The sequence below is a fragment of the Shinella zoogloeoides genome (assembly GCF_033705735.1).
In the GTDB taxonomy this organism is placed as follows: domain Bacteria; phylum Pseudomonadota; class Alphaproteobacteria; order Rhizobiales; family Rhizobiaceae; genus Shinella; species Shinella zoogloeoides_A.
Genome location: NZ_CP131130.1, coordinates 1,439,482 through 1,452,502, shown reverse-complemented (window position 1 = coordinate 1,452,502; position 13,021 = coordinate 1,439,482). Strand labels below are relative to the sequence as shown.

Below are 13,021 nucleotides of genomic sequence, written 5' to 3'. Positions count from 1 at the left end.
CCTTTCGTTTGATAATGTAAGAGGACAGGTGGATTTCCGCCCCGCAGGCGCAGGGCGGAACCGGCTTAGTCGTCGTTGCTGGCGTTGAGGTCTTCCGGCCGCTTGCCTTCGTCGGCGGTGTGGCCGGCAACCTGTGCGGCTCCCATTGCCTGGTAGAGATTGAAGAGCGCTTCGCTGGCGCGTGCCGCGAGACGGAACCATTCGCTGTTGCCGGCAATCGCCGGATGCTGAAGCAGCTGGTCGTCGACGAGGTCGAGCACGATGGAAGCCGTGTGCACCGCCTCGTGGAAGCCGAAGGAGCCGGAGGCGTAGTGCGCCATCAGCTCGGGCGGCGTCATTGCGCGCTCTTCCGCAAGGATGTCGAGCTGTTTCAGGCGCTCGTCCTCAAGTTCGATGTCGGTGCTTTCCAGCATGATCGTCTCCTGCGTCAAAGATAGTCGAAGCGTATGCGGCGGCGAATCAGGAGAAGCGACCGGTCTGGCTGAATGCGGTAGGTTTCGATCACCTGCCGGCCACGATCGTCATAGAACCGGTGATCGAACGTGCTGCCGATGGGCGATTTCGTCAGCTTCGTGCGCGGCTGGTGGCCGCCATAAGTGATGCTTCCGGGAATGGGCTCGATGCCGGGGCCATCCGCCATGGTGCAGGCGGTGAGGGCAAGGGCGGTCATAAGGGGCAGGGCGATACGGAACATGGAAGAATCCTCCACGCGCATTCTAGCAGATTGCGCGCCATGCGAAACGGGCGGCCGAAGCCGCCCGTCGTTCGCGTCAGCCTTGCGGCGTCAGCGTTACGGAAGTACCGGTCGCGGCGAGGTTGAGGCCGATCTGTCCGCTGACGCTGATCGTCTGCAGATGGATCGAGCCGGAAGTGCCGCCGATGAGCACATTGGTGCCGATCCCGACACCGACGGTCGCTTCCGCCGTGGCGCCCTGGTAGAGGCCACCGAGCGAGCCCTGGTGATAGCCGGCGGTCGGGGCGAACACGGCCCAGATGATGCGGCCTTGCGTCGTGAAGCCGAGGTCCACGCCCATCTTGCGGATGACGCCGCTATAGGTGTCGTGCTCGCCGTTCGTCGCCTTGAACACGCAATCGACGCTCTTGGCGGAGCCCAGCACATAACCGACGCCGCCGCCGACATCGCAGGTCAGCATGCCGATTTTCACCCCGTCGCGTGCGCCGGGATCGACATAGGCGGGGGCTTCCTCGCGAATGACCATGTCCGCCGCGCCGGCCGTCGTCGCGAAAACCTGCGCAAGGGTCAACGCCAGGGCAGTTGCAAGCTTCTTGTTCATCTGTGCACTCCTTCTAACTGGCACGATAATGGCGAATCCGGTGCATTGGTTCCCGGTTGCCCGTCATCTCATGGCCAAGATCGTGGCGGAGTGTGGGCACGCGAAGGGCCGCCAACAGCAACTTAAGCGCCAGCGACTTTTCTGTTACACCTGGTTTATCGTCGGCAGGTGCGAGATTACCTCGTTGCGGCTCTGCTCGTCGAGGGGAGCGATGTGATCGTTCCAGAACGCCTCGGCCAGCCGGCTTTCATGCTCCCACTTGCGGGTGCTGAGAAGATTGTCGTCGATCTTGGCGAGCCGCCCGCCGCCCAGGCGAAGATATTCAGCGGCAAGCTTTGCGGTGGATGTCCGTTCCATGGCCGGCCTCCTCTGGTGCGTAGGCGAAACCGGCAGGCCGCCCGATTGTTCCGGGCAACAAAAAAGGCCGGGGCGAAAACGCACCGACCTTCCTCATCATCACCTGTTCACCCGTGCCAGTACATCCGTGGTCAAAAGCATCAGGCGATGGCGGCGATTGCGAGCGGCAGAAACGTTCCAGCGCTCATCAGCAATGCCGTTGACCGTGATATAGGAGGCCAATGTGTCGAAAACAAGGGCGGTTCGGCAAAAGCGGAAATTCCGCTGCCGGGGTCCACGTGCTAGCCGCAGCTAAGCTTCATTTCGCGCGCATGGACAGGTTTATCGAAGCGGACCTCGATCAGGCTGCCGGTCGCCTTCGCCTCATACATCGCCCTGTCGGCATTATCGAGGAAGGCGCTGAAGCCCATATCGTGCGTGGCTTGCGCTATGCCGATGGCCGCGCCGACCTGAATGGGCTGGCCATCGATCTGCATGAGATCCGCTATCCGTGCCGCGAGGCCGAGATAGCGCGCGAGCGTAATCGGTCGAGCGGAGCTGAACGAGGAAACGACGGCAAACTCGTCGCCGCCCAGCCGGGCGACGAAATCGCCATCGGCGCTCCATTCGCGTATCCGCCGGGCGACCTCCTTCAACACACGGTCGCCGATGGAATGGCCGAACCTGTCGTTCACCTGCTTGAAGCGGTTCAGGTCTATATATGCCAGCGACAGGCGGCGCTCGTCGGAGGTCACGGAAAGGGCTTCGACAAGATGGGCCTCGAAGGAGGCCCGGTTGTGAAGGCCCGTCATCGCGTCGGTTCGGGCGGCATGGAGGATTGCGTTCTCCAGCGCCTTGCGCTCCGAATTGTCGATCACGATCTCGATGTCCAGGCTTTCGCCGGCGATCCTTCGACGCTGCGCGGTGATCAGCGTCGGGAATATCTGCCCGTCGCTTCTCAGCATCTCCACTTCCGTGAGGTCGTAGAAGCCCTGCGTTTCGAGGAGATGCATCCGCTCGAGCCTGGCGGGAAGATCTATCGGGTAGGGAAGATCGATGGCGAGCGGCTTTTCCGCCAGTTCCTCCCAGGAACGGCCGACCAGCCGCAGATATGCCGGATTGACCTTGATGTAGCGGGAGTTGAAGTCGGTCGTCGAGATCGAGAACGGAACAGGGGAAACGTCGAACAGGTCGCGCAATGCCGAGTTGAGAACGTCTTCGGAAATCATGGCCCCTCTAAGCACGGCGCGCGGCCGGCCTCCCTGTCGCATGGCGCAGACGATAGGGGCGTCTGCCTTAAGATTCGTTGAATCCCGGGACCTTGCCAAGACAACCTCACGATGCAGGCTTCAGGCAGCCTTCGTCACTTTCACCAGATCGCCGGGCCGGACGCGGCGGAGCAAGTTGACGCGCCAAGCAAAGCTGCTAAAAAGCCGCATCGCTCGAGGGGCGGCAATGCCTTTCATCAACGGAAGAGTGGCCGAGCGGTTTAAGGCACCGGTCTTGAAAACCGGCGTAGGCGAGAGTCTACCGTGGGTTCGAATCCCACCTCTTCCGCCATTGACCGTTCCCTTCTTTTCCCGCGCCTACCCATAGCCCCTTAAAATTGGCGGGCTGTTTGTGCTTTCTGTTCCTATCGTTTCCCATATGTTCCCGCCCTATCCCGCTCATTTGCGGGCAGATACGTGGGCATGTCCTAGGAAATCTGTGGGCATATGGCTGGATTACCGGATACTCAGGTCAAAAAAAGCAAAGCCGGAGCAAGCTGCCTATAGGATGGTCGATTCTTCCGCCATCCTTCCGTTTTCATCGGTTCAGCGGGCGTGGTCCGTCATTTCGGGCGGGATCAGGGATCCGTCGTCCTGCCGTGCTGTCGGCTGTTCCGTTTCGATGAGGAGCACGCTGACGACGAGGGCCGCGAGGGCGCCGAGGAGGAAGAGGAAGAGCAGGCCTGACTTGTCCATGACCCGACTGTAACGCGCAATGCGATGAAAAATGGGCCGCAGGCGCGGGTGGTACCGGATTTCGCGAGGCAATACGAAATCCGGCATCTCGGCAATGTCAGGCGGCCGCCTTCTTCTTTCGCAGGGAAAGGAAGGTCAGGGCTCCGGCGGCAAGTCCGTAGAGGCCCCATTTGAACGGCAGTATGTCAGCCGTCTCGCTGCGGATCGGCAGGACGGTGACGGTGCCGGGCGAGGATTCGTAGCCGGCTTTGCCTTCCGCCTTGGCGGCGGCGATCTGCTCGGGCGAGACGACCCATTCGGCACCCTTCCAGGTGTCATAGGCCATGACGCCGCCACCGACGACGATGGCTGCAAGGGCGGAGGCGATCAGGTTTCTGGTATTCGACATCTTTGATTTTCCTGCTGATTCCGTCGGCCGCAAGATAGGCAGGGGGCCTGGGGGAGACAAGCGGGCGGGCGGGTTCGCCGGTGGACAAGCGCTTCGACCCAGGGCAGGGCTCACCCGCCGGAGGCCGGCATCACGCCCGCCGTGCCGCGATGGCACAGGACGTAAAACGCCATATAACTTTTCCCGACTTGTTGCGGACGCATTGTGGCCCTAGAGTTTAACGGCACCGGAAAGCGATACTGCCGGCTCGGTGCCAAGCAAGGGGAGGCCGCAATGGACGTGCTTCGAGACCCCACGCATATCGGCATGTTTGAACCGCAGGACCTCGATATCCTGAAAGGCGTATTCACCCGCCTGACCGCCTCGGGCAGCCTTCGCCTCGACGAGGCCGGGGCGCGTTCCCTGGCACGCTCGATCATCACGCTCTATCGTCATGGCGTGCGCGATCCCGATCGGCTTTTCGATGTCCTCCAGGTCGAGGCGACCTGACGAAATGCAGAGCCGGCGCTCGCCAGGTCCGGCGGGCGCCTTAATCATACATAAACCATAACTTATCAATCTTCGCGCCCATTGCGGCGTTCATTCGCAATTTCGCCATCTTACTGGCATGATTAACACACTGTTATTTACTGAATGGCATTGACGGCCGACTTGCAGGGGCAAGGCAGTTGGCTGGCACACTGTCGGGGACAATAGCGGCGTGGGACATAATAACTTGAAGAAGAGTGCGAACCGTCTTGGCCAAGGCCTTCGGTTCATCGCAATTCCGCTGGTCTGCGCAGGCCTTGCCGCCTGTGCGACGACGGCTCAAGCTCCCAAGAAGAAGGTCCGCAGCAAGGAATTCTTCTCCGAATCCGAATATGGCGTGAAGGCGAGCCCCCGTATCGTCGAGGATGGCCAGCCCGTGCCGAAGGGCGGCGGGCGCTACCAGCTCGGCAAGGCCTATCAGGTCCGCGGCAAGTGGTATCAGCCGAAGGAAGAGATGGGCTACAGCAAGACCGGTCTTGCTTCCTGGTACGGTTCGGCCTTCCACGGCCGCAAGACGGCGAACGGCGAGGTCTACGACCGCTACCATCTTTCCGCCGCCCATCCGACCTTCCCGCTGCCGAGCTACGCCCGCGTCACCAATCTCGAAAACGGCACGTCGGTCATCGTGCGCGTCAACGACCGCGGCCCGTTCCACGAAAACCGCCTGATCGACGTCTCGTCCAAGACGGCCGACCTCCTCGACATGAAGCGCACCGGCACGGCCAAGGTGCGCGTGCAATATGTCGGCAAGGCGCCGCTCGAGGGCAACGACATGCCCTATCTCATGGCCTCCTACGTACAGAAGGGATCGCGCATTCCGGCGGTCGATCCGGGCGGCCAGATCGCGACCGGCGTCATGGTGGCTTCCGCCGATACGCGTGCGATGCCTTCGACAGGCGAAGATACGTTCTCCATGCCGGAGCAGAGCGCGATGACGGCGCTCACCAAGACCGCGCCGCAGGCCATTCCCTTCCAGGTCATGGAGCAGGAATTCGTGCTCCTGCCCGAAATCGGCCCGGTGCCGATGGAGCGGCCGGATTTCGTTCCGCAGCTTTCCGGCGGCAGCTATGCGGCCGCCTATGCGGATGAGCGGGTGCGGGATGCCTCCGGCGCCTTCGACGCCATCCTCACGCTCGACGGCCAGTTGACGCCGCTTTCCGCGCTCGCCGACAAGGCGGGTTGAGGGAAGGGCGTGACGGGCGGCATGGCGCCTTCTTCCCGCAAAGCCGTTTGCGCAACGCGTCCGGCTGTGGGAGGGTGACGGCACCCGGAGTCGCCATGCATCGCCGCCTTTCTGTCTGCCTCGTTCTTTTCCTGTCCCTGCTGACGGTTGCGCACGCCCAGTCCCCGGCGCCGCAGGCGCAGGCCGGCTTCGACGTCAAGGCAAGACAGGTCTATATGGTTGAGGCGGAGACCGGCACGGTGCTTTTCGCCCGGGCGGAAGACGAGGTTGTTCCTGCGGCCTCCCTTGCCAAGCTCATGACCATGGCGAGCGTCTTCAAGGCGCTGTCGGCCGGCGAGATCACGCTCGATACGCAATATCCCGTCACGGAGCATGCCTGGCGGACCGGCGGCGCGCCGTCGCGCACCTCCACCATGTTCGCGGCGCTGAAATCCAGCGTGCGCGTCGAGGATCTCGTGCGCGGCGTCACCGTCCAGTTCGCCAACGATGCCTGCATCATTCTGGGCGAGGGCATCGCCGGTTCGGAAGCCGCCTTCGTCGAGCGGATGAATGCGGAGGCGAGGGCGCTCGGGCTGGAGAAATCCGCCTTCGCCAATGCCACCGGCCTGCCGGATCCCGGCAACAAGGTGACGATGCGCGAGATGGTGCTGCTCGCCCGGCATCTCGAAACGGCCTATCCGGCCTATATGCATTACTATCTCGAACCGGAATTCGAGTGGAACAAGATCAAGCAGCGCAACCGCAATCCTCTCCTGGCGCTCAATATCGGCGTGACCGGCTTCGTCACCGGATTTTCGGAGGAGGGCGGCTATTCCATCGTCGCCGCCGTCAACCGTGACGGCAAGCATCTGCTGCTGGCGATGGGCGGCATGGAAAGCGACAAGGTCCGCACGGAGGAATCCCGCCGCATCATCGAATGGGCGCTGGCGACCTTCGAGCGGCGCACGCTGTTCAAGGAAGGCGAGACGATCGCCGATGCGAGCGTCTATGGCGGCAGCGCCTCGACCGTGCCGCTCGTTGCGGGCGACGAGGTCGACGTGTTCCTGCCCAAGGACAATTCTCAGCGGCTCGTCGCCCGCGTCGTCTATAACTGGCCCGTGCGCGCGCCGGTGGAGCCCGGGCAGGACGTCGGCACGCTGAAGATATGGAACGACAAGCAGCTCCTGCGCGAGGTGCCGGTGAAGACCGCGGGAACGGTGGCCGTCGGCACCTTGCGCTCGCGCGCGCTGGATGCGCTGATCGAACTGTTCTTCTTCTGGATTTGACGGGGTGGGGCAGGGCGAAAAGCGTTTCGTCCGCCGGAAACATGGGTTAGTAGTGGTCCGACTCGCCTCCGCCTCACTGGAAAATGTCAAATGGCCGCCGCGGCGGCCGCTGCAACGGAACTAGGATTTGTCTGCCGCACCCGGTTTGTTTGTCACGTTCGAAGGCGGCGAAGGCGCCGGAAAGTCGACGCAGATCCGGCTTCTGGCGAATGCCTTGCGCGAGCGCGGCCTGACCGTGCTCATGACGCGCGAGCCTGGCGGCTCGAAGGGCGCGGAGGCGGTGCGCCATGTGCTGCTGTCCGGCGCGGCCGAACCCTACGGCATCCGCATGGAGGCGATCCTCTTTGCCGCGGCGCGCAGCGACCATGTCGAGCAGGTCATCCGCCCGGCGCTGGCAGTCGGCACGGTCGTCCTCTGTGACCGCTTCATGGACTCCTCCCGCGTCTACCAGGGCATAACCGGCAATCTGGAGCAATCCTTCGTCGAGACGCTCGAGCGGGTGGCGATCAACGGCGTCGTGCCGGACTGCACGATCATCTTCGATCTCCCCGCCTCCATCGGGCTGGAGCGTGCCCGCAAGCGCGCCACAGGGCCGGAGGAGCAACCCGACCGCTTCGAGAAGGAAGAGCTGGAGACCCACGAGAAGCGCCGCGAGGCCTTCCTCGACATCGCCGAGCGCGAGCCGCTGCGCTGCCGCGTGGTCGATGCCACCAAGGCGCAGGAGACGATTGCCGCGGAGGTGCTCGCCATTATCGAGCCGCTGCTGCCGATCAATGCGCATGGCCATCCGGAGCATGTCTCGTGAGCGAGGAGCGCCCCGGCATCCTCGACGGAGCGGTGCATCCCGCCGAGCAGACGAAGCTCTTCGGCCATGCCGAGGCGGCCGCGTTCCTGGCGCGCTCCTATCGCTCCGGCAAGGGCCATCACGCGATCCTCATCGAGGGGCAGGAGGGCATCGGCAAGGCGACGCTCGCCTTCCGCTTCGCCAACCATGTGCTGCACCATCCGGAACCGGCGGACGCGCCCGAAACGATGGCCGACCCGTCGCCCGCGTCGCCCATCACCCGCCAGCTCGCCGCCGGCGCCTCGCACAATCTCTTGCATCTCACCCGCCCGGTCGATGAGAAGACCGGCAAGGTGAAATCCGCCATCACCGTCGACGAGGTGCGCAAGGCCGGAAAGTTCCTGGCGCAGACGTCCGGCACGGGCAACTGGCGCATCGTCATCATCGACCCGGCGGACGACCTCAACCGCAACGCCGCCAACGCCATCCTGAAGATCCTCGAAGAGCCGCCGAAGCGTTCGCTCTTCCTCGTTCTGACCCACGCGCCCGGCAAGCTGCTGCCGACCATCCGCTCGCGCTGCCTGCCGCTGTCCCTGTCTCCGCTGTCGGAGAACGATCTTGCCGCCGCGCTGGAAAGCCTCGGCGCGGCGCCGTCCGGCGCACGGGCAGGGGAGGTGCTGTCCGCGGCCCATGGCAGCGTCTCCGAAGCGTTGAAGCTCGTGAACTACGGCGGCTTCGACATCGTGGAAGCCTTCCGTGCCATCGTCACAGCGCCGGGCGAGCCGCCACGCCGCGACGTGCACAGGCTCGCCGACGTGCTGTCGGCCAAGGACAGCGACACGGTCTTCTCCTTCTTCTGCCAGCACGTCTCGGACTTCGTCACCGACGCGGCCCGTAGCGCGGCGCTTTCCGGCGACATCGCCCGCGCCGACCGGCTTGCCCACCTTTCCTCGCAGCTCGGCGAGCGCATCACCATCGCGCAGGCCTACAATCTCGATCGCAAGCAGACGATCATCACCGTCCTCGACGACGTCCGCGCCGCGCTCTAGTTCAAAGCGGAAACTTGCTGTTTCCCTCTGCGTCCGCATGGTCTAATACCTTGCGGCATTGCACAACCGAAGACAGAACGCACCCCAGATGACCGACACGTCCCGCTTCTACATCACCACCGCCATTTCCTATCCGAACGGCAAGCCGCATATCGGCCATGCCTATGAGCTGATCGCGACGGATGCCATGGCGCGCTACCAGCGGCTCGACGGGCGCGACGTCTTCTTCCTGACGGGCACGGACGAGCACGGCCAGAAAATGCAGCAGACGGCGCGCAAGGAAGGCATTTCGCCGCGCGAACTGGCGGATCGGAATTCAAAAGAATTCAAGGATATGGCTATTCTTCTTAATGCGTCGAACGATGACTTCATCCGCACGACCGAAGAACGCCACTATGAGGCCTGCGCCGAAATCTGGCGCCGCATGGCCGCCAATGGCGACATCTACAAGGGCGGTTATGCCGGCTGGTATTCCGTTCGTGACGAAGCCTATTACCAGGAAAACGAGACCGAGAAGCGCGACGACGGTGTTCGCTACGGTCCGCAGGGCACGCCCGTCGAATGGGTGGAGGAGGAGAGCTACTTCTTCCGCCTTTCCGCCTATCAGGAGAAGCTCCTGAAGCACTACGAGGACAACCCGGATTTCATCGGCCCGGCCGAGCGCCGCAACGAGGTGATCTCCTTCGTCAAGTCCGGCCTCAAGGACCTCTCCGTCTCGCGCACGACCTTCGACTGGGGCATTCCGGTTCCGGACGACCCGGCGCATGTCATGTATGTGTGGGTCGACGCGCTGACAAACTACATTACCGCGACCGGCTATCTCACTGATCCGCAAGGGGATCGTGCGAAATACTGGCCGGCGAACATCCACATCATCGGCAAGGATATCATCCGCTTCCATGCCGTCTACTGGCCGGCCTTCCTGATGTCCGCCGGCCTGCCGCTGCCCGGACGCGTCTTCGCCCACGGCTTCCTGCTCAACAAGGGCGAGAAGATGTCGAAGTCGCTCGGCAACGTGGTCGATCCGGTCAATCTGGTGAACCATTTCGGCCTCGACCAGATCCGCTATTTCTTCCTGCGCGAGGTCTCCTTCGGCCAGGACGGCAGCTATAGCGAGGAGGGGATCGCGACGCGCATCAACTCCGACCTCGCCAACGGCATCGGCAACCTTGCAAGCCGCTCGCTGTCGATGATCGTCAAGAACTGCGACGGCAAGGTGCCGGAATGCGGGGAACTGTCCGAGGCGGACCGGGCGATGCTCGCCTCCGTCGACGCGCTGCACGCCGTCACTCGCGAGGAGATGGGCAAGCAGCAGATCCACAGGGCGCTGGCCGCGATCATCGCCGTGGTCTCGGAAGCCGACCGCTATTTCGCCGGCGAGGCGCCCTGGGCGCTGAAGAAGACCGATCCCGTCCGCATGGGTACCGTGCTCTATGTGACGGCGGAAGTCGTGCGCCAGATCGCGATCCTGCTGCAGCCCTTCATGCCGAAGTCCGGCCGCAAGCTGCTCGACCTCGTCGCCGCGCCCGTCGACAAGCGCGACTTCGCGGCGCTCGGCGAGGCCGGCTGTCTCGTCAGCGGCACGCCGCTGGAAGCGCCGACGCCGGTCTTCCCGCGCTACGTCGCGCCCGAGGCTTGAGACCGCGATGCTGATCGACACGCACTGCCACCTGGATTTTCCCGACTTCGAGGCGGAGCGCGACGATATCGTCGCGCGGGCGCACGCGGCCGGCGTGAAGCAGATGATCACGATCTCGACGCGGGTGCGAAAATTCCCGACGATCCTGGCGATCGCCGAAAAGTATCCGTCGGTCTTCTGCTCGGTGGGCACGCATCCGCACAATGCGGACGAGGAGCTGGACATTCCGGTTTCGGAGCTGGTCGAGCTGTCGAACCATCCGCGCGTGGTGGCGATCGGTGAGGCGGGGCTCGATTACTACTACGACAACGCGCCGCGCGACGCACAGGCCATCGGCCTGCGCAATCATATCGCGGCCGCCCGGCAGACGGGCCTGCCGCTCGTCATCCACAGCCGCTCGGCCGACGAGGACATGGCGGCGATCCTGACCGAGGAAACGGGGAAGGGGGCCTTCCCCTTCCTGCTGCACTGCTTCTCCTCCGGCGCCGAGTTGGCGCGCGTCGGCGTCGAGCTTGGCGGCTACGTTTCCTTCTCCGGCATCCTGACCTTCCCGAAATCGGAAGAGCTGCGCGAGATCGCCAGGACCGTGCCGCTGGAGCGCATGCTGGTGGAAACGGACGCGCCCTATCTTGCGCCGAAGCCGTTCCGCGGCAAGCGCAACGAGCCGGCCTATACGGCCCACACGGCAGCCGTTCTGGCCGATACCGTCGGGGTCAGCACGGAAGAGATCGCCCGCATCACCACGGAAAACGCCTTCCGCATCTTCTCGAAGATGCCGCGGGTGTAGCCGTGGCCTATATGCGTCGCTTCACCATTCTCGGCTGCGGCTCGTCTCCCGGCGTGCCGCGCATCACCGGTGACTGGGGCGCCTGCGATCCCGCCAATCCGAAGAACCGCCGCACCCGCGCCGCTTTCCTCGTCGAGCAGGTCGGCCCGGAGGGCAAGACGACCGTCGTCATCGACACGGGGCCGGATTTCCGCACGCAGATGATTTCGGCCGGCGTCGAGAGCATCGACGCCGTGCTCTATACCCACGCCCATGCCGACCATATCCACGGCATCGACGATATCCGCGGCTTCGTGCTGCAGAACCACCGGCAGGTGCCGATCTGGGCCGATGTCGAGACGATGGACCGCATCCGCGAAGGCTTCGGCTATTGTCTCAGGACGCCGCCCGGCAGCATGTATCCGCCCATCGTGACGGAGAACCTGATCGACCCGATGGATGCGCCGGTGACCATCGAAGGGGCAGGGGGCGCGATCACTTTCCAGCCCCTCCTCCAAGTGCATGGCTCGATCCATTCGCTCGGCTTCCGCATCGGCGATGTCGCCTATTGCAGCGATATCAGCGACTTTCCGGACGAGACCCTGCCGCATCTTGCCGGCCTCGACATGCTGGTGATCGACGCACTGCAATATCGCTTCCATTCAAGCCATCTGTCCATCGGCCAGGCGCTGGAATGGATCGAGCGGCTGAAGCCGGCCCGGGCGATCCTGACGCACATGCATGTGCCGCTCGATTATGACACGGTGCAGAAGGAAACGCCGGCCCATGTGGAGCCGGCGTATGATGGCCTCAGCTTCGAGGTCTCGCTTTCCGACGATCAGGCGAAATAGGGCGCCAGATTTTTGCGGATGCGGTCGAGGACCGTGGCGCCGGAAAGGTCGGGCATGAAGGTCTTTCCGGTAATCTGTTCAAAGGCTTGTATGTAAACCTTCGAGGTCTGCTCGACGAGTTCGCGCGGGATTTCCGGGATCGGATCCTTGTACGGGTCGCAGCGTTCGGTGACCCAGGAGCGCACGAAATCCTTGTCGAAGCTGGCCGGCCGGCCGCCCTTGGCGAAGCTTTCCTCGTAGCTGTCGGCGATCCAGTAGCGGCTCGAATCCGGTGTGTGGATCTCGTCGGCCAGCACGATGCGGCCGTCCTTGTCCGTGCCGAATTCGTATTTCGTGTCGACGAGGATCAGGCCGCGCTCGGCCGCGCGGGCCTGTCCGCGCGCGAAGAGCGAAAGCGCATAGCGCGAGACGGTTTCCCATTGTTCGGCCGTCAGCAGGCCCTGGGCGAGGATTTCCACGCCGGAAAGCGGCTCGTCATGGCCGCCGTCGAAGGCCTTGCTGGTGGGCGTGATGATCGGCTGGGGAAGCTTTTCGTTGTCCCTGAGCCCGTCCGGCAGCGTGATGCCGTACATGTCGCGCTCGCCCTTGCGGTATTTCGTCAGGATCGACGTGCTGGTGGTGCCGGCGAGATAGCCGCGCACGACGACCTCGACCGGCAGGATGTCGAGCCGCGTGCCGATGACGACATTCGGGTCCGGATAGGCCAGGACATGGTTCGGGCAGATATCGGCGGTTTCCTCGAACCAGTAGCGCGCCGTCTGCGTCAGCACCTGGCCCTTGAAGGGAATGGATGTCAGGATGACGTCGAAGGCGCTGAGGCGGTCCGTCGCGATGATGATGCGGCTGCCGTCCGGCAGGTCGTAGTTCTCGCGAACCTTGCCCTTGTAGCGGTTCGGCAGTTCCGGGATATGGGCGTCGGAGAGAATGCGCAAATCGCTCATCGTGGCAGGCTTTCGCTGTTGGTTCCGTCTGC

16 protein-coding genes and 1 tRNA gene are annotated in these 13,021 nt (G+C 63.6%); 9 read left to right on the top strand and 8 right to left on the bottom strand.

The annotated features are described in order from the left end of the window. Positions 1–65: 65 nt before the first annotated feature. The 5 genes from ShzoTeo12_RS07550 to ShzoTeo12_RS07530 all read right to left on the bottom strand — a co-directional run bounded on the left by ShzoTeo12_RS07550 (position 66) and on the right by ShzoTeo12_RS07530 (position 2,860). The gene (locus ShzoTeo12_RS07550; RefSeq protein WP_318911969.1) at positions 66–413 is read right to left on the bottom strand and encodes a hypothetical protein; all 348 of its coding nucleotides are present in this window, start codon (positions 411–413) and stop codon (positions 66–68) included. 14 nt (positions 414–427) lie between these two features. After that, complete coding sequence (locus ShzoTeo12_RS07545; RefSeq protein ID WP_119256325.1) at positions 428–694, bottom strand: hypothetical protein; 267 nt, start codon at positions 692–694, stop codon at positions 428–430. A gap of 76 nt (positions 695–770) precedes the next feature. Beyond that, entirely contained in the window at positions 771–1,295 is a 525-nt protein-coding gene (locus ShzoTeo12_RS07540; protein WP_318911967.1) for a DUF992 domain-containing protein, read from the bottom strand. A 144-nt stretch (positions 1,296–1,439) separates the two neighbouring features. Continuing rightward, positions 1,440–1,652: a hypothetical protein gene (locus ShzoTeo12_RS07535; RefSeq protein WP_119256327.1), complete on the bottom strand. Its 213-nt coding sequence runs from the start codon at positions 1,650–1,652 to the stop codon at positions 1,440–1,442. A 281-nt stretch (positions 1,653–1,933) separates the two neighbouring features. Continuing rightward, positions 1,934–2,860 (bottom strand): sensor domain-containing diguanylate cyclase, encoded by a 927-nt coding sequence (locus ShzoTeo12_RS07530; RefSeq protein ID WP_318911965.1) that lies wholly within the window; start codon positions 2,858–2,860, stop codon positions 1,934–1,936. A gap of 241 nt (positions 2,861–3,101) precedes the next feature. Between ShzoTeo12_RS07530 and ShzoTeo12_RS07525 the strand changes: the two genes are divergently transcribed. Then, positions 3,102–3,191 (top strand) — tRNA-Ser (locus ShzoTeo12_RS07525). A gap of 254 nt (positions 3,192–3,445) precedes the next feature. Here the strand turns inward: ShzoTeo12_RS07525 and ShzoTeo12_RS07520 are convergent. Next, positions 3,446–3,595, bottom strand: coding sequence for a hypothetical protein (locus ShzoTeo12_RS07520; RefSeq protein ID WP_318911964.1), 150 nt, complete (start codon positions 3,593–3,595; stop codon positions 3,446–3,448). A gap of 97 nt (positions 3,596–3,692) precedes the next feature. Next, on the bottom strand, positions 3,693–3,983 hold the full coding sequence (locus ShzoTeo12_RS07515) for a hypothetical protein (RefSeq protein WP_318911962.1): 291 nt from the start codon (positions 3,981–3,983) through the stop codon (positions 3,693–3,695). 273 nt (positions 3,984–4,256) lie between these two features. Here ShzoTeo12_RS07515 and ShzoTeo12_RS07510 point away from each other — a divergent pair, with 273 nt between their 5' ends. The 8 genes from ShzoTeo12_RS07510 (at position 4,257) to ShzoTeo12_RS07475 (ending at position 12,048) form a co-directional block, all read left to right on the top strand. After that, positions 4,257–4,472: a hypothetical protein gene (locus tag ShzoTeo12_RS07510; protein WP_119256330.1), complete on the top strand. Its 216-nt coding sequence runs from the start codon at positions 4,257–4,259 to the stop codon at positions 4,470–4,472. A 226-nt stretch (positions 4,473–4,698) separates the two neighbouring features. Beyond that, complete coding sequence (locus tag ShzoTeo12_RS07505) at positions 4,699–5,694, top strand: septal ring lytic transglycosylase RlpA family protein (protein ID WP_318911961.1); 996 nt, start codon at positions 4,699–4,701, stop codon at positions 5,692–5,694. Between the two features lie 95 nt (positions 5,695–5,789). Continuing rightward, the gene (locus ShzoTeo12_RS07500; protein WP_318911960.1) at positions 5,790–6,959 is read left to right on the top strand and encodes a D-alanyl-D-alanine carboxypeptidase family protein; all 1,170 of its coding nucleotides are present in this window, start codon (positions 5,790–5,792) and stop codon (positions 6,957–6,959) included. A gap of 127 nt (positions 6,960–7,086) precedes the next feature. After that, positions 7,087–7,764 (top strand): dTMP kinase, encoded by a 678-nt coding sequence (gene tmk / locus ShzoTeo12_RS07495; RefSeq protein WP_318911959.1) that lies wholly within the window; start codon positions 7,087–7,089, stop codon positions 7,762–7,764. Then, a complete protein-coding gene (locus ShzoTeo12_RS07490) occupies positions 7,761–8,792 on the top strand; it encodes a DNA polymerase III subunit delta' (protein WP_318911957.1) in 1,032 nt (343 codons plus the stop codon). Before tmk ends, ShzoTeo12_RS07490 begins: the two co-directional genes overlap by 4 nt. An 88-nt stretch (positions 8,793–8,880) precedes the next feature. After that, on the top strand, positions 8,881–10,431 hold the full coding sequence (gene metG, locus ShzoTeo12_RS07485; RefSeq protein ID WP_318911955.1) for a methionine--tRNA ligase: 1,551 nt from the start codon (positions 8,881–8,883) through the stop codon (positions 10,429–10,431). A 7-nt stretch (positions 10,432–10,438) separates the two neighbouring features. Then, on the top strand, positions 10,439–11,218 hold the full coding sequence (locus ShzoTeo12_RS07480; protein ID WP_318911953.1) for a TatD family hydrolase: 780 nt from the start codon (positions 10,439–10,441) through the stop codon (positions 11,216–11,218). Positions 11,219–11,229: 11 nt separating this feature from the next. After that, positions 11,230–12,048 carry an MBL fold metallo-hydrolase gene (locus ShzoTeo12_RS07475; protein WP_318912402.1) on the top strand — a complete coding sequence of 273 codons (819 nt, stop codon included), beginning with the start codon at positions 11,230–11,232 and terminating at the stop codon, positions 12,046–12,048. On the opposite strand, the gene ShzoTeo12_RS07470 is transcribed toward ShzoTeo12_RS07475, so the two are convergent. Further along, a complete protein-coding gene (locus tag ShzoTeo12_RS07470) occupies positions 12,036–12,980 on the bottom strand; it encodes a phosphoribosylaminoimidazolesuccinocarboxamide synthase (protein WP_318912400.1) in 945 nt (314 codons plus the stop codon). The genes ShzoTeo12_RS07475 and ShzoTeo12_RS07470 overlap by 13 nt on opposite strands. Positions 12,981–13,021: the final 41 nt, after the last annotated feature.

Bases quoted from the DNA above. Each gene is read 5' to 3' on its own strand.
- ShzoTeo12_RS07520 (WP_318911964.1), bottom strand. From the start codon at position 3,595: ATGGACAAGTCAGGCCTGCTCTTCCTCTTCCTCCTCGGCGCCCTCGCG.
- metG (WP_318911955.1), top strand. From the start codon at position 8,881: ATGACCGACACGTCCCGCTTCTACATCACCACCGCCATTTCCTATCCG.
- ShzoTeo12_RS07515 (WP_318911962.1), bottom strand. From the start codon at position 3,983: ATGTCGAATACCAGAAACCTGATCGCCTCCGCCCTTGCAGCCATCGTC.
- ShzoTeo12_RS07535 (WP_119256327.1), bottom strand. From the start codon at position 1,652: ATGGAACGGACATCCACCGCAAAGCTTGCCGCTGAATATCTTCGCCTG.
- ShzoTeo12_RS07475 (WP_318912402.1), top strand. From the start codon at position 11,230: ATGCGTCGCTTCACCATTCTCGGCTGCGGCTCGTCTCCCGGCGTGCCG.
- ShzoTeo12_RS07550 (WP_318911969.1), bottom strand. From the start codon at position 413: ATGCTGGAAAGCACCGACATCGAACTTGAGGACGAGCGCCTGAAACAG.
- ShzoTeo12_RS07545 (WP_119256325.1), bottom strand. From the start codon at position 694: ATGTTCCGTATCGCCCTGCCCCTTATGACCGCCCTTGCCCTCACCGCC.
- ShzoTeo12_RS07540 (WP_318911967.1), bottom strand. From the start codon at position 1,295: ATGAACAAGAAGCTTGCAACTGCCCTGGCGTTGACCCTTGCGCAGGTT.
- ShzoTeo12_RS07510 (WP_119256330.1), top strand. From the start codon at position 4,257: ATGGACGTGCTTCGAGACCCCACGCATATCGGCATGTTTGAACCGCAG.
- ShzoTeo12_RS07480 (WP_318911953.1), top strand. From the start codon at position 10,439: ATGCTGATCGACACGCACTGCCACCTGGATTTTCCCGACTTCGAGGCG.
- ShzoTeo12_RS07530 (WP_318911965.1), bottom strand. From the start codon at position 2,860: ATGATTTCCGAAGACGTTCTCAACTCGGCATTGCGCGACCTGTTCGAC.
- ShzoTeo12_RS07500 (WP_318911960.1), top strand. From the start codon at position 5,790: ATGCATCGCCGCCTTTCTGTCTGCCTCGTTCTTTTCCTGTCCCTGCTG.